The 20,648-nt window shown below is 72.0% G+C and carries 16 protein-coding genes and 1 pseudogene; 9 read left to right on the top strand and 8 right to left on the bottom strand.

What is annotated here, in order from left to right; genetic code table 11:
* Positions 1–36 precede the first annotated feature (36 nt).
* On the bottom strand, positions 37–1,485 hold the full coding sequence (locus tag ACWC09_RS28555) for an MFS transporter (RefSeq protein WP_450853707.1): 1,449 nt from the start codon (positions 1,483–1,485) through the stop codon (positions 37–39).
* Between the two features lie 168 nt (positions 1,486–1,653).
* Here ACWC09_RS28555 and ACWC09_RS28550 point away from each other — a divergent pair.
* Positions 1,654–2,565 (top strand): annotated as a pseudogene (locus tag ACWC09_RS28550) (helix-turn-helix transcriptional regulator).
* 60 nt (positions 2,566–2,625) lie between these two features.
* Here ACWC09_RS28550 and ACWC09_RS28545 read toward each other — a convergent pair.
* Positions 2,626–2,757 (bottom strand): hypothetical protein, encoded by a 132-nt coding sequence (locus tag ACWC09_RS28545; protein ID WP_450853705.1) that lies wholly within the window; start codon positions 2,755–2,757, stop codon positions 2,626–2,628.
* A 104-nt stretch (positions 2,758–2,861) separates the two neighbouring features.
* On the opposite strand from ACWC09_RS28545, the gene ACWC09_RS28540 reads away from it, so the two are divergent.
* From ACWC09_RS28540 to ACWC09_RS28510, 7 genes are all read left to right on the top strand, one after another.
* Positions 2,862–4,244, top strand: coding sequence for a diacylglycerol/lipid kinase family protein (locus ACWC09_RS28540; RefSeq protein WP_450853703.1), 1,383 nt, complete (start codon positions 2,862–2,864; stop codon positions 4,242–4,244).
* On the top strand, positions 4,237–4,824 hold the full coding sequence (locus ACWC09_RS28535; RefSeq protein WP_450853701.1) for a phosphatase PAP2 family protein: 588 nt from the start codon (positions 4,237–4,239) through the stop codon (positions 4,822–4,824). The genes ACWC09_RS28540 and ACWC09_RS28535 overlap by 8 nt, the downstream gene beginning before the upstream one ends.
* 147 nt (positions 4,825–4,971) lie before the next feature.
* Positions 4,972–5,889: a peptidoglycan-binding domain-containing protein gene (locus tag ACWC09_RS28530; protein WP_450853699.1), complete on the top strand. Its 918-nt coding sequence runs from the start codon at positions 4,972–4,974 to the stop codon at positions 5,887–5,889.
* 236 nt (positions 5,890–6,125) lie between these two features.
* Positions 6,126–7,013 carry a PfkB family carbohydrate kinase gene (locus tag ACWC09_RS28525; protein ID WP_450853697.1) on the top strand — a complete coding sequence of 296 codons (888 nt, stop codon included), beginning with the start codon at positions 6,126–6,128 and terminating at the stop codon, positions 7,011–7,013.
* Positions 7,014–7,195: 182 nt separating this feature from the next.
* Positions 7,196–9,520, top strand: coding sequence for a glycosyl hydrolase family 95 catalytic domain-containing protein (locus ACWC09_RS28520; protein WP_450853796.1), 2,325 nt, complete (start codon positions 7,196–7,198; stop codon positions 9,518–9,520).
* An 88-nt stretch (positions 9,521–9,608) separates the two neighbouring features.
* A complete protein-coding gene (locus ACWC09_RS28515) occupies positions 9,609–10,442 on the top strand; it encodes a lysozyme (RefSeq protein WP_450853695.1) in 834 nt (277 codons plus the stop codon).
* 64 nt (positions 10,443–10,506) lie between these two features.
* Entirely contained in the window at positions 10,507–11,559 is a 1,053-nt protein-coding gene (locus tag ACWC09_RS28510) for a P1 family peptidase (protein WP_450853693.1), read from the top strand.
* A gap of 143 nt (positions 11,560–11,702) precedes the next feature.
* Here ACWC09_RS28510 and ACWC09_RS28505 read toward each other — a convergent pair whose 3' ends face one another.
* The 5 genes from ACWC09_RS28505 to ACWC09_RS28485 are packed head-to-tail and all read right to left on the bottom strand — an operon-like array spanning position 11,703 to position 16,894.
* On the bottom strand, positions 11,703–12,743 hold the full coding sequence (locus ACWC09_RS28505; RefSeq protein WP_450853691.1) for a Gfo/Idh/MocA family protein: 1,041 nt from the start codon (positions 12,741–12,743) through the stop codon (positions 11,703–11,705).
* The gene (locus ACWC09_RS28500) at positions 12,740–13,738 is read right to left on the bottom strand and encodes a Gfo/Idh/MocA family protein (protein ID WP_450853689.1); all 999 of its coding nucleotides are present in this window, start codon (positions 13,736–13,738) and stop codon (positions 12,740–12,742) included. The genes ACWC09_RS28505 and ACWC09_RS28500 overlap by 4 nt, the downstream gene beginning before the upstream one ends.
* A 14-nt stretch (positions 13,739–13,752) precedes the next feature.
* The gene (locus ACWC09_RS28495; protein WP_450853687.1) at positions 13,753–14,592 is read right to left on the bottom strand and encodes a carbohydrate ABC transporter permease; all 840 of its coding nucleotides are present in this window, start codon (positions 14,590–14,592) and stop codon (positions 13,753–13,755) included.
* On the bottom strand, positions 14,589–15,515 hold the full coding sequence (locus ACWC09_RS28490; protein ID WP_450853685.1) for a carbohydrate ABC transporter permease: 927 nt from the start codon (positions 15,513–15,515) through the stop codon (positions 14,589–14,591). The genes ACWC09_RS28495 and ACWC09_RS28490 overlap by 4 nt, the downstream gene beginning before the upstream one ends.
* A gap of 29 nt (positions 15,516–15,544) precedes the next feature.
* A complete protein-coding gene (locus tag ACWC09_RS28485) occupies positions 15,545–16,894 on the bottom strand; it encodes an ABC transporter substrate-binding protein (protein WP_450853683.1) in 1,350 nt (449 codons plus the stop codon).
* A 185-nt stretch (positions 16,895–17,079) separates the two neighbouring features.
* Here ACWC09_RS28485 and ACWC09_RS28480 point away from each other — a divergent pair, with 185 nt between their 5' ends.
* On the top strand, positions 17,080–18,396 hold the full coding sequence (locus ACWC09_RS28480) for an ROK family protein (protein WP_450853681.1): 1,317 nt from the start codon (positions 17,080–17,082) through the stop codon (positions 18,394–18,396).
* Positions 18,397–18,420: 24 nt separating this feature from the next.
* On the opposite strand, the gene ACWC09_RS28475 is transcribed toward ACWC09_RS28480, so the two are convergent.
* The gene (locus ACWC09_RS28475; protein WP_450853679.1) at positions 18,421–20,568 is read right to left on the bottom strand and encodes a serine/threonine-protein kinase; all 2,148 of its coding nucleotides are present in this window, start codon (positions 20,566–20,568) and stop codon (positions 18,421–18,423) included.
* Positions 20,569–20,648: the final 80 nt, after the last annotated feature.

Here is a 20,648-nt window from a genome sequence, read left to right as displayed (position 1 = left end):
TCTCTCTGTGCGGGACGGGGTGGGTCAGGTGACCGGTCAGCGTTCGAGCGGGCGCGGGCTCGCCTCGGCGGCGGGGGCCGGAATCGGACGAGGGACTGGCGTACGCAGCAGCGCGGTGGCCACGACGCTCGCGGCCACGGTTGCCGCGGCGATCAGGAGAGCGGTGTGCAGGCCGGACACGAACCCGGTCCGGTCGGCGACCAGTGCGCCGAAGACCGCGACGGCCAGGGCGCCGCCGAGCTGGCGGGCGGCGTTCAGCACACCGCTGGCGACACCGGCGCGTTCGGCGGGCACGTTTTCCAGCAGCAGTGACACCAGCGCGGTCACGGCCATCGCGCCCCCGGCGCCGACGGGCACCATCAGCACCACCGTGAGCCATACCGGCGCGCCGGCGGGCAGGGCCACCATCGCCAGCAGGCCCGCGGCCATCAGGCACTGGCCGGTGATCACCGGCATCCGCGCACCGAAACGGGTGGCCAGGCGGGCGGCGACGGGGCTCATGAAGGAGGTGAGCACGGTCATCGGCAGGAAGGCCACGCCGGTGGCGAGTGCGCTCAGCCCGTGCACCTGCTGGAGATACAGGCCCAGCAGGAAGATCATGCCGTAGAAGCCGATGTTCAGGGCGAACCCGACGGCTACCGAGAGCGACATGGTGCGGGAGCGCAGCAGGGGCAGGGGCGTCATCGGATGCCGTCCGCGGGCCTGGGCGACCAGGTACACGACGGCCGCCACGACCGCGACCGCGAAGGCGGCCAGGACCTGCCCGGCGCCGAACCCGTCGGCACCGGCCTCGATGACCGCGTAGGTCAGCGCGCCCATGGCGGCGACGGCGGCCACCTGGCCGGTCCAGTCGAACGGCACCTCCTGGCGCGGCGAGCGCGGGGCGCGTTCGAGGAGTGCCAGGGCCACCGCGCCGACGGGCAGGTTGACGAAGAAGATCATCCGCCAGTCGACGAGGGTGAGCAGCCCGCCGGCCACGGGCCCGGCAGCGGCGCCGACGGAGCCGCCCACGCCCCACAGGGCGATCGCCCTCGCTCGGGCCGCCCGGTGGGGGAAGGTCTCGCGCAGCAGGGACAGGGAGGACGGGACGACGACTGCGGCCCCGGCTCCCTGTACCAGCCGCGCCGCCACCAGAACGCCCAGGTTCGACGCCAGCGCGCAGACCGCGGACGCGGCCACGAACAGGCCGAGGCCGCAGGCGAACGCCTGGCGGGCACCGATACGGTCGCTGACCGCGCCGGCGGACAGCAGGAACGCGGCGAAGGCGAGGGTGTAGCCGTCGACCACCCACTGCAGCCCCGTCATGCCGCTGTCGAAGCCGCGTCCGATCGAGGGCAGGGCCACGTTCACGATCATCGCGTCGACCATGATCGTGAAGAAGCCGAGCAGTACGGCGGCCAGCGCCGGACGTGCGCCGGGCGTGCTCTGCGGCGGTGGACCGGCCGCGCCGACTTGGAGCGATGCGGGCGAGGCGGACGTGGACAAGGGATGATCTCCTGCACAGGGAAGGCCGGGGGTGCTGTCGGAGATCGAGCCTCGCGCCTTTCCGGCCCCGGTGGCAGGCCGGGATCTGCCAGGCACTGACGTTCAGGGGTGTGACAGGGCCCCCCACGCGCCTGCCACGCAGGTCAGCGCGGTGTGACACTGGCGGCTATGGCATCCGAGCACAGCAGTAGCGCCTACACGGAACTGGGTCGGTTCCTGCGCGCGCGTCGCACTCAGACCAGCCCAGACCAGGTCGGCCTCACCGTAGGAGCCGGTCTGCGCCGCACTCCCGGACTGCGCCGTTAGGAGATTGCCACGCTGGCGGGTATCAGCATCGACTACTACGTCCGTCTGGAGCGCGGCAAGGAGACCCGCCCCAGTCCCTCCGTGCTCGACGCCCTGGCCCGTGCCCTGCACCTCGACGAGGCCGAGCACCAGCACCTGCGCGACCTCGCCGCCCAGGCCGCCCGCTACGCCCCCGAACTGCCGCCGCCCAGCCGAACCGTGCCCCCGAACCTGCAGCTGGTCCTGGAGACCTTGCGGCCGAGCCCGGCCTACGTCATCAGCCGCAGCATGGACCTGCTCGCCTGGAACCCCGGCGGCCTCGCTCTGTACGCGGGCCTCGCCGACTGGCCCGCCCCCCAGCGCAACCTCGCCCGCTACCTCTTCCTCCACCCCACCGCGCGCACCCTCTTCCATGACGACTGGGAATACCAGGTCCGCGGCTGCGTCGCCCGGCTCCGCGCGGTGGCCGGCACCGACTCCGATGCCCCCGATCTCACCAGCCTCGTGGGTGAACTCCTCTTGAAGAGCCCGGACTTCGCCAAGCTGTGGGAGCGCTACGACGTCGTCGGACGCAAGAAGATCCAGAAGACCTTCCATCATCCGCGGGCCGGAGTCCTGACCCTCAGCGGCCAGAGCATGCACCTCGAAGGCACCCCCGGCCAACGCCTGGGCGTCTACACCGCCGAGCCCGGAACCCCCGACCACGACGCCATGCTCCTGCTCGACATGACGGTGCCCCAGTCCGCCGCGCATCCCGAGACGACCGCCGAGCCGGGACGACGCACACAGTTCTGACGGACACCTGCTGCCTGCCGCCGGGTACCTTCCGGTCCGCGCGGGGAGCGCTGCGCGGGCTCAGGCGGAGGACGACCTGGGTTCGTCCGCGGAGGCCGTCGGTTCGTGCGGCGTCGGCTGCGAGCCGAGCATGTCGAGGCCCCGCATCCCGAACTCGTCGGCGGCCTGCCGTGCCTCGGATGCGACATACACGAGGTCGTGCACCGGCCCCCGGGAAAAAACTGCCCTGTATCCTTGATCCACTCTGTGGCGCAGTCTTGGGAGACTCAGTCAATCACCGGTGGGCGGAATCGACATTGAACGCGACCCGAACGACGAGTGAGACGGAGCGGGACCGGCCCCGCAGAGGTGTGCGGTCCCCGCGTGCCCTGGCCCGGCTCGCCCTGCTGTGTGTGGCCGCGGCCGTCGCGGCCGTGGTGGCGGTCGGAGCGGGCCACTGGCTGGTCCTTCTGCTCGGCCTGGTCGGCCTCGCCCTGGCCGGTGCCGGCCTCTGGTGGGCCCTGGCGCACCGGGGAGTCGCCCGACTCTGCGGCGCGCTGCTGGCGATCGCCGCGCCCGTCGGTGTGCTGGTGCTGTACGCGGTCTCGGGCCTGTGGATCGTGGCGGTGGCGGCTGTCGCGGCCTGGACGGTCGCGCTGGCCTGCGCCAGAAGCGCGCTGCGCGGACTGCGCACACCGCACGGCATGAGGTCCCGCTCGGCCCGGCCGCCCCGCCGGGCCGTGCTGATCATGAACCCGCGCTCCGGGGGCGGGAAGGTCGGCCGCTACGGGCTGGTGGAGAAGGCCGAGGCGCTGGGCGCCCGGGTGATCCTCCTCGACGTCGACACCCGCCCCGACCCGGTGGCACTGGCCCGCCGGGCCGTGGCCGAGGGCGCCGACCTGCTCGGCGTGGCCGGCGGCGACGGCACACAGGCCCTGGTCGCGGGAGTGGCCGCCGAGCACGGCCTGCCGTTCATGGTCGTGACCGCCGGAACCCGCAACCACTTCGCCATGGACCTCGGCCTGGACCGCGACGATCCGGCACGCAGCCTGGAGGCGCTCACCGACGGCGTCGAACTCCGCGTCGACCTGGGGGAGGTGGCAGGCCGGCCGTTCGTCAACACGGCCTCCTTCGGCGCGTACGCGCAGATCGTGCAGAACCCCGACTACCGCGACGCCAAGGCCGCCACGGCCCTCGACCAGCTGCCCGACCTGCTCACGGGCGACCCGGCCGCCGCACTGACCGCCCACACCGACGGCGAGCGGCTCGACGCCCCGCAGGCGGTGCTCGTCAGCAACAACCCCTACGCGCGCGCCGATCCGATCGGCGGCGGCCGCAGACCACGGCTCGACACGGGCACCCTCGGCGTGATCGCGGTCCGTGTGGAGGGCGCTGCACACGCCGCCGAGCTGGCCCTGCTCGGCGAACGGTCCAGCAGCATCACCGCATGGACGACCCGTCAGGTGGTGATCGAGTCCGCCGAGGACCTCATCCCGGTGGCCGTGGACGGCGAAGCACTCACCCTGCCCCCACCGGTCGTCTGCGCGATACGGCCGGGCGCACTGCGCGTACGGGTGCCCCGCCACCGCCCCGGCGCCCCGTACATCGCCCCCTCCGTCGACTGGCGGCGCGTGGTCCGCCTCGCGTTCGACCGCTCCCCCCACCCGCGCGAGAACCACCAGGAGCACACCGATGACTGACCTCCCGCCGCGCGAACAACGCGTCCCGCGAGGCCTGTTGCGCGATCTCGCCGCCCTCGACCAGGCGCTCTACGAGGCCGTGACGGTCACCAGCACACCCGCGCTGGACTCCGCGCTGCGCCGGCTGTCCGCGGCGGCCGACCACTCCAAGATCTCTTTCGCGGTCGCCGGAGCTCTGGCCCTCTGTCCCGGCCGCTCACGCCGCGCCGCAGCCCTCGGCGTCGCGGCGATCGGCGTCGCCTCGGCGACGGCCAACCTGCTCGGCAAACGTCTCGTACGACGGCCACGGCCCCACCGCGCCGAGGACTCGCCGTTCCCCGGACGGCACGTCCCGATGCCGGAATCCGCCTCGTTCCCCTCGGGTCACACGGCCTCGGCGGTCGCCTTCGCCGCGGCCGTGGGCCCGGCCTTCCCGGCCGCCACGATCCCGCTCGGCCTGCTCGCCTGTGCCGTGGGCTACTCGCGCGTTCATACCGGGGTCCACTACCCGGGTGATGTCATCGCCGGGGCCGTACTCGGCACCGGCGCCGCGGCCGCGGTCCTCGCCGTCGCCCACCGGGGCGGCCTGCCGACCCGATAGCCCCAACTCGCCTGCCCACGCGCCCACTTGCCGACGTGGCTGCTTTTCGACTCTCCAAACGCTCCTGATTCCGTTTTCAACAGATCTTGAAGATCTCGTGTGGGAAACCTGTCTAAGATCTGGAGCTTGTACGGAGAGGGAGAACGTGTGAGCGAACCGGCAGACCCCGGCTGCCCGGAATGCGGCAAACCCAGGGCGGCGGACGGCACTCCGACGTGCTCCTGCGCCCGTCGCGCCTCCGACGCCCACCGTGAGACGCGTACGGCGGAGGCGGCGGCCGCGGAGGACTTCGACCCGGTGCGCATACGGCCGTTCGTGGAAATCGACGCCGACTCCGCACCGGTGGACGGAGATACGCCTCCGGCCGAGGTCGAGGAGCCCCAACGGCTCAGCTCCACGAGCGAATTGGACGACGTCTTCCCGCCCGTCACCGAGGAAGAGTCGGTCATCGGCGAAGCGCCTCCCGAGCCGCCGTTCGGCGGCGCCCCGGAACGCCGCAGCAGATCCCGCGCCCTGCTGGTCACCCGAGCCGGAGCCGCCGCTGCGGTCCTGATGACGGGCGCGGTGATCGGCGGTGTCTTCTGGTACGAGAGTCCGTCGCGAGACGACTCCGTCTCCGGCGGCGTACGGGCGGGCCTGCCGGAGGGGACGCCCTCCGGGGACGCCCCGTCGACGCCGGACCCGTCCCGGACGACGTCCTCGGCGCGGCCGTCCGCGACCTCCTCAACGAGCGAGACCGCGACCGCCGGCCAGGCCCCGACCGGTACTGGCGACCCGAGCGGCACCACACCCACCGCGACGGCCACCGGCGCCCCCGCACCCAGCACATCGAGCGGACAACCCCCGGTCCTGCGCTACGGCGACAAGGGTCCCGAAGTCGTCGAACTCCAGTTGCGGCTGCGGCAGGTCGGTTTCTACGACGGTGAAGCCGACGGCACCTACGACCGTGACGTCGAGAGCGCCGTCCGCGGCTACCAGCTCACCCGCGTCATCCTCCAGGACGAGCCGGGCGTCTACGGCGCCGCGACCCGAGCCTCCCTGGAGTCCGAGACCAAGGAGCCCTGAGAAGGTTCGGCTCTCAACGCGCTTACTGAGCAACAGCCTTGAGCAGTTCCCCCCTCGCCCGGTCTCCAGGCCCGCCGGATGCACCTCGGCGTGGATGCCGGGAGAAGAACGGTGGGAGCCGTACGCCAACGCCCGGCGGCCGAGGGCCGACACGCGCGAACAACTGGCCAAGGATGATCAGCTCTCCGCCCCTCGGTCCCTACACTGACCGCAGGTTCGGGCGGGAGGAGGTGCCGGTGACCGGAGCACGCCCCGCTGGGCTGTTCGTCGGCCTGTGCACGCTGGACGTCATCCAGCTCGTGGACCGGGTTCCGGGCGCCAACGAGAAACTGACGGCCCGTGAGCAGACCGTCGCCGCAGGCGGTCCGGCGACGAACGCGGCCGTCACCTTCGCCCATCTGGGCGGCACGGCGAGGCTCCTCAGCGCGATCGGCTCCCATCCGCTGGGGTGGGCGGTCGTGGCCGACCTGGAGCGGCTGGGCGTGACGGTCTCCGACCTGGCCGCGGACTCGCCGGAGCCGCCCGCCGTGTCGTCCATCCTGGTCACCGCGTCCAGCGGCGACCGTGCGGTGGCCTCGACCAACGCGACCGGCCGCAAGCTCTCGCCTCCCGGCGACCTCGACGCCTTGGTGGCCGCCTGCGACATCGTCGAGTTCGACGGTCACCACAGCGAACTGGCCCTGGCCGCCGCCCGCGCCGCGCGCTCGATCGGCCGAACAACCCTGCTGGACGGCGGCAGTTGGAAGGACGGCACGGAGGATCTGCTGCCGTTGATCGACGTGGCCGTCTGTTCGGCCGACTTCCATCCGCCGGGGACGAGCACACCGGCCGACACCTTGCGGTTCCTGCGCGCGCACGGCGTGACCTGGACGGCGGTCAGCGGGGGAGGGGGCCCCATCCTGTGGGCGGGCCCCGACGGGGGTGGCACGGTGGAGATCCCTCCGGCGCGCGTGGTGGACACGCTCGGCGCGGGTGACGTCCTGCACGGGGCCCTCGCGCATCACCTCGCTGTGCAGGGGGAGTTGACGGCGGAGGGGTTCGCCGAGGCGTTGCGTGACGCGGCCGAGGTGGCCTCGCGGGCGTGCGCTTCTTTCGGGACCCGGGCCTGGATGCTGGAGGAGTGAGCGGCGGGACGGTGACCCTCGCCCTCCACCGTCCTTCCTGACTCTCTCTCCGATACCTCGGATCTCTCCCGCTGCATTGACGTGCATGCGGCCCATGCCTATGTTGCAACGCGGGATAGCTCCGATGAATCACGGATCCACCTGGAGGTAACGTGCCCAGCCCCTCCATGCCCAGCCCCTCCATGCCCGGCCCCTCCGTGCCCGACCCGTCCAGACGCACCGTCCTCGCCACCGGATCCGCCCTGGGCGGCGCACTTCTGACGCCGGGTCTGGCCGGCCGGGCGACGGCGGCCGACCGACCCGGTCCCGTCGCCGACCCCTGGCGCACCGTCCTCGACGACGCCGACCTGGTCTGGCAGCGCATGCCCACGGCCTGGTACGAGGGCCCCTTCCTCGGCAACGGCTTCCTCGGCTCCGGCATCTACGCCGAGCCGGGCGCCGCCTCGACGGCCGTGCGCTTCAACATCCAGCACTCCGAAGTGCAGGACCACCGCCCCGAGTTCGGCTCCCTCTTCGGCCTGGCACGCCTGCCCATCGGGTACTTCACCCTGGAGCCGGTGGGCGCGATCACCGGCGTCGACTGGCGACTGGCGCTGCACGACGCCGAGTTGACCGGCACGCTCACCACCGACAAAGGCACTCTGACCCTCCGGGCCCTGGTCCACAACGACCGCTCGGTGCTCGCCGTGGAGGTCACCCCGACCGAGGGAGAGCACGGTTTCCGCTGGGTGTTCCACCCGGCGGACGCGATCAGCCCGCGAGCCGCCTTCAAACCCCTGCCCGACGGCTACCAGGGCAACCCGTCGGCCCAAGTCGCCGACCACGAAGGGGTGACCGCCGCCGTGCAGCCGCTGCTGTCGGGCGGACAGCACGTCACCGCGTGGCAGGAGCGCACCAGAGGCCGTGCGCGAACCCTGTACGTCCATGGCGCGCACTCGTACCCGCAGACCACGGCCCTGCCCCGAGCGCTCAAGACGATCCGCACCACCGCCCAACTTCCCTACTCCACCCTCGCGTTGACCCACCGCGCCTGGTGGCACGCCTACTACCGCAAGAGCTTCCTGTCCCTCCCCGACGCCCGCATCCAGCGCTTCTACTGGATCCAGCTCTACAAGGCCGCCTCCGCCGCCCGCCGCGACGCCCCCGTGATGGCGACCAGCGGCCCCTGGCTGGAGCCCACCCCGTGGCCCAACACCTGGTGGAACCTCAACGCCCAGCTGGAGTACTGGCTCATCCACGGCTCCAACCACCTCGAACTCGACGCGATCACCAGGGCGTTGAGTGAGTTCCGGGACAATCTCGCGGCCGAGCTCGCGCAGCCGTACCGCACCGACTCGCTCGGCATCCCCCGCACCACCGACCCCCACCTGGTCAACGGCGCGGCCAGCACGCTCATGGGCTACGGCGTCGGCATCCCCGGTCAGGACCCGCCCACTCCCGAAGTCGGCGATCTCACCTGGGCGTTGCACAACGTCTGGCTCAGTTACCGCCACACCATGGACCGGTCGATCCTCGCAGACGTCCTCTTCCCCCTCCTCCGGAAGGCGATCAACTACTACCTGCACTTCCTCGAACCGGGCCCGGACGGCAGACTCCACCTGCCCGCCACCTTCTCCCCCGAGTACGGCGGCGACTCACGCGACTGCAACTACGATCTGATGCTCCTGACCTGGGGCTGCCGCACCCTCGTCGAGTCGGCCGAACTCCTCGGCATCGACGACCCGTTGGCGCCCCGTTGGCGTGAAGTCCTGGCGAAGCGGGTCCCGTATCCCACGGACGCGAACGGCTTCATGATCGGCGCGGACATTCCCTTCGCGAAGTCGCACCGCCACTACTCGCACCTGCTCGCGGTCTACCCGCTCTACGAGGTCACCGGCCGTACCCCCGACGAACGCGCCCTCATCGAGAAGTCCCTGGCGCACTGGGTCGGCTTCGAGGGCGCCCTGCAGGGCTACACCTTCACGGGCGCCGCGTCGATGTCCGCACTGCTCGGCAAGGGCGAGGACGCCCTGAACTACCTCGGCGAGCTCATGACCCGCTTCATCCAGCCCAACACCATGTACCAGGAGTCGGGGCCGGTCATCGAAACGCCCCTGTCGGCGGCCCAGTCCCTGCACGACATGGTCTGCCAGTCCTGGGGAGGGATCATCAGGGTGTTCCCGGCCCTGCCGGCCGCCTGGGCGGACCTGGCCCTGCACGACTTCCGCACCCAGGGCGCCTTCCTGCTGAGCGCACGCCGCGAGGGCGGCACCACCCGCTGGGTACGGCTGCTCAGCGAGGCGGGCGCGCCCTGCGTCGTACGCCACGGGATCGCGGGCCCGCTCGACGTTCGAGACGGACGGGGCCGCCCGCTGCACCACACCGATGCCGGCGACGGCGCGATCGAGATTCGCCTGCGCAAGGGCGAGTCGGCCCTCATCACCGCCAAGGGCGACCACCCGGACGTGTCCGTGTCCCCCGTACCCCCGAACGGGGACGCGCCCCGCTGGGGGCTGCCCCTTGCCTGAGCGCGACCGTGCCCGGTTCGGGTGATGGACCCATTCATTGGGCGGTACATGACGTGCGGTGCGACTCGACCGGGGGTCAGATGGGTGCATGCCAAGATCCATATCCCGCTGTCGCCGCCTGCCGCTGACAGCCGCCCTGACGGGCCTCCTCACCCTCCTGTCCTGTCTGTCCGCAGCGGCCACCGCCGCAGACGGGTCCATACCCGAGCGCGGCAGCGCCTACATGGGCATCGGTGTCATGGCCCATGACGGAGTCGACGGCAGCCCCGACGCCGTGTCCCCGACAACCCGCGCCGCGCAGACCGAAGGCGTCGACGTCGCCAGCTACCAGCGCGACGTCGCCTGGTCCACCCTGTGGAGCAGCGGCACCCGGTGGGCCTACACCAAGGCCACGGAAGGCACGAGCTACCAGAACCCCTACTTCGGCGGGCAGTACGGCGGCGCCCACGACGTCGGGATGGTCCGCGGGGCGTACCACTTCGCCACGCCGGACACCAGCAGCGGCAGCGCCCAGGCCGACTACTTCGTCGACCACGGCGGCGCCTGGTCCGGCGACGGCCGGACCCTGCCCGGGGCCCTCGACATCGAGTGGAACCCGTACGGCGACTCCTGCTACGACAAGACCCCCGGCTCCATGGTCAGCTGGCTCCATGACTTCCTGAACCGCTACCGGGCCCGCACCGGCCGCGAGGCCGTCATCTACACGTCCACCTCCTGGTGGACGAGCTGCACGGACGACAGCACCGACTTCGGCTCCACCAACCCCCTGTGGATCGCCCGCTACGCCTCGTCCGCCGGGGCGCTGCCGGCGGGCTGGTCGTCGTACACGATGTGGCAGTACACCTCGTCCGGACTGACGGTCGGTGACCACGACCGCTTCAAGGGATCCGCCGACAAACTGAAGCAGTTCGCAACCGACTGACGGAGGGTGTCCCTCGCGGGCGACGCGGCGCGGGACGTCGGGCGGCGGCGATAGTGTGCCGGTCATGCACGTGCCCGTACCGGAACCGTCCCCGTCGCCCGCGGCTCCCCGCAGAGCCCGCGAACTGGGCCTGGTGATCGGGGAGTTGCCCACCGGACCGCACAACGCCCTCACGGACGTCCCCGGCATCCGCGTCGGGCACACCACGCTGATCCGTCCGCCAGGGGTGCACAGCGGAGTCACCGCGATCGTCCCGGACGGCGTGGGCCCCGCCGCCCCACTCCCGGCCGGCGTGTTCGCGGGCAACGGCTACGGCAAACTGATCGGCACCACACAGATCGCCGAACTCGGCGCCCTGGAGACCCCGATCCTGCTCACCTCGACCCTGTCCGCCTTCCGGGTCGCGGACGCCCTGGTCGGCTGGATGCTGGAACGACCCGAGGGCGCGGGCGTACGGAGTCTGAACCCGGTGGTGGGGGAGTGCAACGACGGGCTCCTGTCCGACATCCGCTCCCGGCCGGTGCGCGAGGAACACGTCCGCGCGGCACTCGACACCGCGTCGGACGGGCCGGTCGCCGAGGGCTGCGTCGGCGCGGGCACCGGCACGACCGCCCTCGGCTTCAAGTCCGGCATCGGCACCTCGTCACGACGACTGCACCTCGCGGGCCGGGAAGTGACCCTCGGAGTGCTGGTCCAGGCGAACTTCGGCGGCACGCTACGCGTGGGGGGCCGCACACTCACCCCCGCCGACGTCGGCCTCCCCACCCCCGCACCCGGACCCGACAACGGCTCGTGCATGGTCGTGGCCGCGACCGACGCACCCCTGGACGCCCGCCGGCTGACCCGGCTCGCCCGCCGCGCCGTCTACGCCCTGGGCCGAGTCGGCGCGGCGTACGGCCACGGCAGCGGCGACTACGGGCTCGCGTTCGGCACTCGGCCGGAGGGCACCCCCGCCGTCGTACCCGACCACGAACTCGACCCCCTGTTCCTCGCCGTCCTGGACGCCGTGGAGGAAGCCGTCCTCAACTCGCTGCTGACCGCCACCACGACCACGGGCCCGCGGGGAGACACACGCCACCCGCTGCCCGCGCAGCAGCTTCTCGCCCTGCTGGGGTGACCGGGGTCCAAGGCGCTGCCGACCGGTCCGACCGCGACGGCAGTCGCACCCTCGATCCGTGGCCACACTCAGTGCCCGCAACGCGAGGGCCGCGACTCGTGTTCTTCGTACGTCGTCCCGCCGCCGGTCGCCAGGACGGGTGGCTACGGCGTCGCCTCCGCTCCGGACCTGGGTGTCGGCAGTGCCACCGGCTGCCTGGTGCGCAGTGACTCATAGGCGGCGAGCACGATCCGCAGCGAGCGCAGGCCCGCCTCGCCGTCCGGTGAGGGACGTCGCCCGGTCCTGGCCGTGTCGAGGAAGGCGTCCAGCATCAGCGCGTCGAGGTCCTCGCCGCCGGGCTCCCAGCGGGCCCGGCCGACGGAGGCGTCGAACCCGCCCAGGAGCCGGGGGAAGGCGTCGAACTCGACGATCGCCCGCTCGCCGATGCACGTCAGCGTGAGCCCGCCCCAGGTGGGGTGGTCCTTGGGCTGGCTCCAGCTGCAGTCGACGGCGGCGACCGTGCCGCCCGGGTAGCGGATCGTGACCAGACCCGCGGTCTCCACGTCCAGGCCGAGGTCGGCGTCGAGGACGGAGTTGGCCTGGGCATAGACCTCCGTCGCCTGTGCGCCGTCGAGGAGCACGTCCATCAGGTCGGCGATGTGCACGGTGTGATCCATCACCGCCCCGCCGCCGGCCAGCTCGCGGTTTCCGAACCATGGCTGGGAACGGGCCGGGTTCCGGCCGCTGTTGGTGCCGCTGACGCTGATCAGACGGCCCAGGGATCCGTCGTGGACGGCCCGGCGCAGCGCTCCGAAGGCGGAGGCGAAGCGGACCGGGTAGGCGGTCATCAGGCCCACTCCGGCGCGTGCGCAGGCGTCCAGGATCGCCCGGGCATCGGCCTCCGTGGTGGCCAGCGGCTTCTCGCAGAGCACAGGGACACCGGCCGCCGCGGCACGTTCGACCAGTTCTCGGTGGCGGGCGTTCTCGCTGGTGACGATCGCCGCGTCGAGCGGCTGGTCGAAGACCTCGTCCCAGGTGTCGACATACGGCACCCCGAGCCGCTCGGCCAGGAGCGGGCCCCGGTCCGGGTCACCGGGCGGGGCGCCCGGGTCGGCGGAGACGAGCTCCACGTCGTCGCGCTCACGCAGCAGCCTCAGGTACGTGGCGGCGTGGACGTGCGCGAAGGACAGGACGGCGACCCTCATACGGCGCTCCCGTTCAACTCGACGGCACGGCCCGTACGGGCCGATTCGGCGGCGGCTGCGGCGATGCGGACGGCCGCCACACCGTCCCGGGCGCTCACCCGGGGTTCGGGTCCCGTCCCGGCGAAGGCGGCGGCGAACTCACGTATCTGGACGGTGTACGGGGACTCACCGAAGTCCCCCGACGGGATGCCCTCGGCGTCGCCGCCCCGACCGCCGGTGATCCGCAGCCCCGTCGAGGCCACCGAGTCGTGCGTGGCGTTGCCGTCGGTGCCCGAGACGTGGAAGGTGGTGCGGAACGGGGTGGCCGGCGGCGCCCACACGCCGACCACCTGGGTGATCACGCCCGTCTGATGCGTGAGGACCGCGGTACCGGTCGCCACGGCGCCCTCGGGCGCCGGCGCGGTGAGGTGACCGCACGGCCGGGCGTGGACGCGCACCACCTCGCCGAACAGCCAGCGGGCGATGTCGTAGTCGTGGATCATCTGGTCGACCAGGATGCCGCCGGAGCGGGCGGGGTCGGCGAACCACGGACTCCAGGTGGGGTAGCGGCCGGTGCGGGTGAAACGGGCTACAGCGACGCGGCCCAACGTGCCGACGGACACGAGTTCGCGCAGCCGGGCGTAGGCCGGGAAGAAGCGCACCACGTGACCGGGGTACAGACGCAGACCCGCCGCCTCCGCCGTGCCCGCGATCAGTTCGGCGTCCGCCTCGGTGAGCGCCAACGGCTTCTCGCACAGCACATGTGCCCCTGCGGCGAGGCCCGACAGCGCGATTTCGGGATGGGTGTCGGTGGGGGTGCACACGTCCACCACATCGGCGCCGGCCATGGCCTCCTCCCGTGAGGAGACGGCGGTGGCCGCGAACTCCCGTGCCAGAGCGGGGGCCTGGCCGTCGGGGGCAAAGATGCGGACCCGGGCGCCGAGCGCGCTCCAGGCGGATAGATGGGCGCGCGCGATGCCGCCCGCGCCGATCAGCGCCACGTCGAGTTGTGCCATCTGCTGTGGGCCTCCTAGCCCTTGAGCGCGCCGCTGAGCACGCCGTTGATGAAGTGCCGCTGGAAGAAGAGGTAGACGACCACGACCGGCGCGATCACGATCAGCGTGGCCGCGGCGAGCAGCGGCACGTCGACGTCGTACTGGCCGGTGAAGAAGCCGAGTCCGGCCGGCGCGGTGCGCCTGCCGGGGTCCTGGACGAGGATCAGCGGCAGCAGGAACTGGTTCCAGCTCCACACGAAGTACAGGACACCGAGGGTGGTGACGGCCGGGCGGGAGCTCGGCATCAGCACCCTCCACAGAGTCGTCCACGGCGAGGCCCCGTCCAGCCGTGCGGCCTCGACGAGGCTGCGCGGCATGGTCGCGAAGTGCGCCCGCATCCAGAACACGCCGAACGGCATGAAGGCGGCGATCTCCGCGAGCGCCAGCCCCGGCACGGTGTTGGTCAGCCCGAGCGCCCGCAGGTCGTAGTAGAGCGGGATGACGGTGACCTCGGTCGGGATGGCGAGGCCGAGCAGCAGATAGCCGTACAGCTTCCCGCCGCCGGGGACGTCCATGGTGGCCAGCGCGTACCCCGCGAGCGTGGCGCACAGCACCGCGGCCGGGACCACGGCGAGTGCGATGACCGCGCTGGAGAGCAGCAACGGCCCGAACCCGGCCCGCGACCAGGCGTGCACGAAGTTCTCCAGGTGGATGCCGTGAGTCGGCAGGGCAAGCCCGGTCAGCGGCGTTCCGGAAGGCTGCACCGAGGCCAGCAGCAGCGACAGGAACGGGACGAGGACGGCGGCGCAGAACACCGCCAGCACGGCGGGCGCGGCGAGCCCTCGCCCGGCACGCCGGGGCACGGGAGTCGTCACGGGGTCTCCCTGGCGAGGCGGTTGACGACGAGGACGGCGACGGAGATGACCGCCGTGAGCACCACCGCGAGCGCGCTGGCCAGCCCCACCTGACCGCCCCCGAAGGCGAGCCGGTAGATGAGGATGCCGGGCACCACGGTGCTGTTGCCCGGCCCGCCGCCGGTGGTGATGTAGATCAGGTCGAAGCTCGACAGGGCCGCGATCACGGTGATGGACAGCGCCACGGCGATCTCCGGCCGCAGCAGGGGCACGGTGACCGACCAGAACTCCCGCAGCGGGCCCGCGCCGTCCATCCGTGCGGCCTCGTAGATCTCCTGGTCGATGCGCTGGGTGCCGGACAGGAACAGCACCATGCACAGCCCGGCCACCACCCAGGTGCCGATCAGCCCGACGGCCGGCAGCGACCACGTGAAGCTGCCCAGCCAGGAGTCGGCGAAGCGGCCGAGACCGACGGCGCGCAGTGCCTGGTTGAGGGTGCCGTCCTCGGCGTACACCCAGCGCCAGATGATGGCCACCGCGACCAGCGGGACGACCTGCGGCAGGAAGAGCAGCGTCCGTACGACCGTGATGCCGCGTCGGCCGGATCGGCGGGCGACGACGGCCGCCGCCACCAGGCCCAGGCCGATGGGCAGCACGGAGAAGAAGACGATCAGCGCGCCCGCGTGCCAGGCCGCCGCCCGCAGCTGCGGATCGGCGAAGACCTGGCGGTAGTTGGCGAGCCCGGTGAAGGACGGCAGGGTCACCCCGTCCCAGGCGTACAGCGACAGGTAGGCGGCGTGCAAGGCGGGTAGCACGGCGAACAGCGTGTACGGCAGCAGGGCGGGCAGCACGTAGAGCAGCGCCACGGCGCGCCGCCTGCGCCGGTGCCGGCGACCGGCCCCGCCCGGACGTCCGGGCGGGGCCGGGGCGTGGTCGGCCGTCACGGGCGGGGGACGGTGTGAGGCGACGGTCATCACGCGTGGTAACGGTCGAAGTCGGTCTGCAGGTTGGCGAGGAACTTCTCCACGCTGACCTTTCCGCCGGCCAGCAGCTGCAGTTGGGTGGTGAGGGTGTCGGGCATCGTCGGAGTGGAGGCGTTCTGGATGAACGGCTCCAGACCGGAGTCCTTGACGACGGCCTGCCAGCCGCCGCTCACATCGCCGAGCAGCCTGCTCTGCCGCGGCATGGAAGAGGCGTCGGGGGCCATGAAGCCGGACTTGGCGACGAGGGGCGCGGCCTCGGCGCTCGCGCAGAAGTCGAGGAAGGCGGCGGCCGCGGCCGCGTTCTTCGACCTGCTGGAGACGCAGTAGTAGACACCGGCGCCCGTGGTGCGCGGGGTGCCGCCCTTGTCTGCGGGCGGGGCGTTGAACAGGCCCGCGTCGTCGCCGAGCCCCTTGGCGACCGCGGACGCGGCCCAGTTGCCGCTGATGCGGAAGACGCCGGTGCCCTTGGCGAAGGAGGCGGTGGCGTCGTTGTCGCTGACGCCGTTGACCTTCGGTGTCACATAGCCCTTGTCCACCCAGCGTTTGAGGGTGGCCGCCGCGGCGACCGCCTCGGCTCCGGTGATCCTGGCGCCCTTGTGGCCGAAGGCCCATGCCTCGCGGTCGGCGGGCTTCATATGGACCGACAGCAGGACGTTGAACGGGTGGTTGAGGCCGCCGTCGAGGTTGCCCGCGACCAGCGCGGTCTCGCCTGCCGCCCTGGCCTTGGCGAACATCGCCTCCAACTCGCCGATGGTGGCGGGTGGGACGGTGATCCCGAGCTTCTTCGCCTTGGCCCTGTTGTAGTAGACGCCCTCGAACGACAGCCCGCCGGGCACACCGTACAGTGCACCGGTGCCGGTGGTCCGGCCGTCGGAGCTGAAGGTGATCTGGTCGAGGCCGGGGAACTTCCCCGCCCACCCGTAGGCCTTGCCGTACGCGCCGAGGTCGAGCAGCAACCGGCCCTTGACCAGGTTGTTCATACCCGAGACGAACTGGGCGATGTCCGGGGCGGTGTCGGCCGACATGGTGGTGTCGATGCTCTTGAGGTAGTCGTCCCAGCCCGTGTACTGGCGCTTGAAGGTGACGTTCGGGTGCTTGGCGTGGAAGGCGGCGAGCAGATCCGGGGTCATCGTGGTGTCGTCCGCGTCCGCGACCACGAGGGTGATCTTCTTGTCGGTCGGAACGGCGGTGGCGACGGGACCGGACGCGCTGTCGGCGGAGGACCCGGTGGCGCCGGGGGTGAGGGAACTGCCGCACGCGGCCAGCACCGAGGATCCGGCGGCGGCGAGGAAGATTCGTCTGGGCAGGTGGACGGGGTGGGGAGGGCGGCTGTGGGTCATGGCGCTATCTCCTGGGGCGACGGAGAGGAGAAGGAGGGGTGCAGGGCGTCGGGTGGGGGGCCGGCCCGGAGCGATGCCGTGGGGGACACGGAGAGGCAGCGTGACACGAGGGCTTTTAATAAAGCAGTTGCGTTTTATAATCAACACGGCGTCGTGGGGCGTCAAGACTTCTTGCGGAGGTGGCGGTGGCAGTTCCGGAGCCGGAGACGGTCCTCTGGCCGCTGAGTGGGGCCGACAGACCGGTGGCGACCGGGGCCCCGGCCGTGGTGGGCGTGGCGGATCTACGCGCGACGAACGCGGCGGCCGTACTCGCCGTCGTACGATCGGCGGATCCGCACCCGCGGCTGTCCGAGCTGGTCAAGGCGACGAGCCTGTCACGCCCGACGGTGGAGGCGATCGCCGAGGAACTGGCGGACTGCGGCCTGATCGAGGTCGCGCCCGCGCTCTCCGCCCGGGGCCAGCGCTCTCCGGGCCGCCCGGCCCGCCGGTTCCGCTTCCGCCCGCACGCGGGCTTCGTCGTCGGCGTCGACGTCCGTCCCCAGTCTGTCACCGCCTGTCTCGCAGACCTGGACGGGGAACAGGTCGCCGTGCATCGCCTGACAGTCCGCGCGGACATCCCGGGCGCGGCCCGCGCCGATGCCGTCACCTCGGCTGTCCGGTCCGCCATGGTCCGCCTCGAGGTGGACGCGACCCGTGTCTGGGCGGCGACGATCGGCACCCCCGGGCTCGTCGACCGCTTCAACGCCCGCGTCCGCCAGGCCGACAATCTGCACAGCTGGGCCGACACCGACGTCGTCGGGATCCTCCGCGAGGAACTGCACTGCCCCGTGGCCGTCGAGAACGACGCCAACCTCGCGGCGCTCGGGGAGCAGTGGCGCGGTGTCGGACAGGCGTCCGTCGGCACTGGTGCTGAGCCGCCGGACACCGGTGAGGCCGACGAGGACAACGGTGAGACGGCCGAGGAGATGCTGTTCGTCCTCCTCGGCGAACGTCTCGGCGCCGGTGTCATCACCGGGGGCAGGCTCCTGCGCGGCCATCATGGGGCAGCCGGCGAGATCGGCTTCATCCGCTTCCCCGACGCTGCGGACCTCGCGCGCGGGTCCCGCTCCGGATCTGCCGCCGGTCCCGGTCTGGAACCCCTGGCGAACTCCGTGATCGCCGGTGCGGCAGCAGGTGATGCCGACGCGGTGGCCGCCGTCGAGTCGTACGGCCGACGCCTGGCCGCGGGGCTCGCCCCCGTCCTGCTCGCCCTCGACCCGGCCCTGGTCGTGCTGGGCACCGGACGGTTCAGGACCGCCGACGCCGACCCGGCCGCCGCCCTCCTGATGGACGCCGCACGCAGGCACGCCGCGAGCCTCCTGATCGATCCGCCGCGCTGGCAGCTGTCAGCCCTCGGCGACGACGCCGTCCTCACCGGCGCGGTCCGCTTCGCGCTCTCCTCCGTCCAGGCCGTGCTGCGCACCCGACCGACGAGCCTCATGGCACGGGCGAGGGGGGCGTAAGGGGCACCCTGGAACCCCCGGTGCTCAGGCGACGTCGGCCACCGAGAACACCCCCGGCCCGCTCACCGCGTACAGCACCTTGCCCACCAGCAGCGGCGGCACGCCGCTCGGGGACAGCTGCTCGAAGGACTCGCCCTCGGTGTCGAAGGACGGGGCGGTGCGGCCGATCTCCCTGCCGGTGCGCGGGTCGAGGGCGAGGACGCTGGTGTTGGGCAGGTTGACGTACAACCGGCCGTTGTGGAGGGCCGGTTCGCTGAAGATGCGCAGGTCCCTCGAGCTGGTCCACAGCGGTTTGCCGCGCTTGAGGTCGAGGGCGAGCAGCGTCTCGTTGCCGTAGTCGAAGATGTACATGGTGTCGCCGCGCACGAGCGGCGGCGCCTCCGGCTCGACGCTCCACGGGAAGTCGATACGGCGGGTCTTCCCACTGCCGAGGTCCTGGATGAAGAAGGCGGCGGAGACCCCGCTGTCGTTCTCCCAGCGTGCGTAGTACGCCGTGCCGTCGTGCACCGTGGCCAGCCACAGGTCACCCTTGGGCGCGTCCACCGTCCCCAGTGTCCGGCCCGTACGGGCGTCGACGCGGGCGATACCGCCGGATCCGCCGCGCAGGTCGGCGTAGAGCACCCCCGCGGACCCCTCGTGGAACGGCTCGGCCGAGGAAGCGGCCACCGTCCGCCGCCACAACTCCTCACCCGTGCGCGGCTCGTACGCCGCATAGCGCGCGCTCTTGGCGGGCCCGAGCGCGTCGAGTCGCACGAGGAGCACGCCGCCCAGTGCCGAGAACCCGCCCAACGGCCCCTTCAGATGCCACAGCCGCTTCCCGGTCCGGCCGTCGAAGGCGTCCACTCCCTCGGAACGGTCGGCACTGTTGACGTACACCACCCCGTCGAGCACCACGGGTGCGTTCAGCGAGAAACCGCTGACCCGCTTCTTGCTCATCGGCTTCGTCCAGTCCGTACGGCCCGTCGCGGGACTGAGCCGCATCAACGCCACCTGCGGGGAGGAACAGAAGACACCGAGCGCGTCCGGCGTACACGTCGGCTTGATGTCCATCGCCTTGTCGTCGTCCACCTTCAGCGCGTTGTGCCACGGCTTCCACCCCGCAGGCGCCGAGGAACTCGCCCGCGCGCCCGCCGGGTTCCGTGCGTCGCTCCGGTCCGCCGGAGAAGCGACCACCAGCGCGGCGACCGTTCCCGCGACGGCGACGAGGGCCGCGGCCCCCCACAGCCACCGCTTCCCGCGCGGTTTCGGCTCCGCCGCCACGGCGGCCGTCGGGGACGGCACTTGCGCAGTCTCCGACAGTTCGATCGCCGGGCTCGGGGCCGGCTGGTCGGCGGGCTCGTCCTCCGGCAGCTCCTCCGGCAGGGCTGCCAGCGCCCCCAACACCTCACTCGACGTCGGTCTGTCCGCCGGGTCCTTGGCCAGACAGACCGTCACCAACGGGCGCAGCGGCGCAGGCAGTTCGCCCAGGTCGGGCTCGCTGTGGACGGTGTTGTACGCGGCGAGATAGGCGTTCTCCGCTTCGAACGGACTGTGCCCCGTGGCCGCGTACACCAGCACCGCGCCCATGGAGAAGACGTCCACGGCGGGACCGACCTCGCGAGGGCGGTTGAACTGCTCCGGCGCCATGAACGGCGGCGAACCCATCACTACCCCGGTCTGGGTGCGGACGTCGCTGCTGGCCGCACGCGATATGCCGAAGTCGATGACGCGCACCGCGCCGTCCTCGCCGCCGTCCTCCAACAGGAGCACATTGCCGGGCTTGAGATCACGGTGCACGACCCCCGCACGGTGGATTTCCCGCAGCGCCTCGGCGAGTTCGGTGCCGAGCCGGCGCAGCGTGGACCAGTCCAGCGGCCCCGACTCGGAGACACGGTCGGTGAGCGTACGGCCCGGCACGAAGGCGGTCGCCATCCAGGGCCGCGCCGCCTCGGGATCGGCGTCCACGACCGGTGCCGTGAACGCGCCGCTGACCCGCCGCGCGGCCGCGATCTCCTGCCGGAACCTGGCCCGGAACTCGGCGTTGTCCGCGTACCGCGCGTGCACCACCTTGACGGCGACGGACCGGCCCGACACCGACCTGCCGAGGTAGACGACTCCCATCCCGCCGGTCCCGATGCGCGCTTCGATCCGGTATCCGCCGACAGACCGCGGATCGTCCTCGCGCAGGGTCACCGAAGCTCCTTCACCGGGTCTGGCCTGGACGGTCATGAACATGCTTGTGGCATGGACCGCTCACTTTAGCGGCACCCGTC

The sequence above is a fragment of the Streptomyces sp. NPDC001617 genome (genome assembly GCF_053596855.1).
This window is presented reverse-complemented; position numbering and strand designations above follow the sequence as displayed.

What these genes read in the sequence shown, in the direction of transcription:
- ACWC09_RS28510 (WP_450853693.1), top strand. Translation starts at nt 10,507, where the DNA reads ATGCACGTGCCCGTACCGGAACCGTCCCCGTCGCCCGCGGCTCCCCGC.
- ACWC09_RS28505 (WP_450853691.1), bottom strand. Translation starts at nt 12,743, where the DNA reads ATGAGGGTCGCCGTCCTGTCCTTCGCGCACGTCCACGCCGCCACGTAC.
- ACWC09_RS28485 (WP_450853683.1), bottom strand. Translation starts at nt 16,894, where the DNA reads ATGACCCACAGCCGCCCTCCCCACCCCGTCCACCTGCCCAGACGAATC.
- ACWC09_RS28535 (WP_450853701.1), top strand. Translation starts at nt 4,237, where the DNA reads ATGACTGACCTCCCGCCGCGCGAACAACGCGTCCCGCGAGGCCTGTTG.
- ACWC09_RS28520 (WP_450853796.1), top strand. Translation starts at nt 7,196, where the DNA reads ATGCCCGGCCCCTCCGTGCCCGACCCGTCCAGACGCACCGTCCTCGCC.
- ACWC09_RS28515 (WP_450853695.1), top strand. Translation starts at nt 9,609, where the DNA reads ATGCCAAGATCCATATCCCGCTGTCGCCGCCTGCCGCTGACAGCCGCC.
- ACWC09_RS28500 (WP_450853689.1), bottom strand. Translation starts at nt 13,738, where the DNA reads ATGGCACAACTCGACGTGGCGCTGATCGGCGCGGGCGGCATCGCGCGC.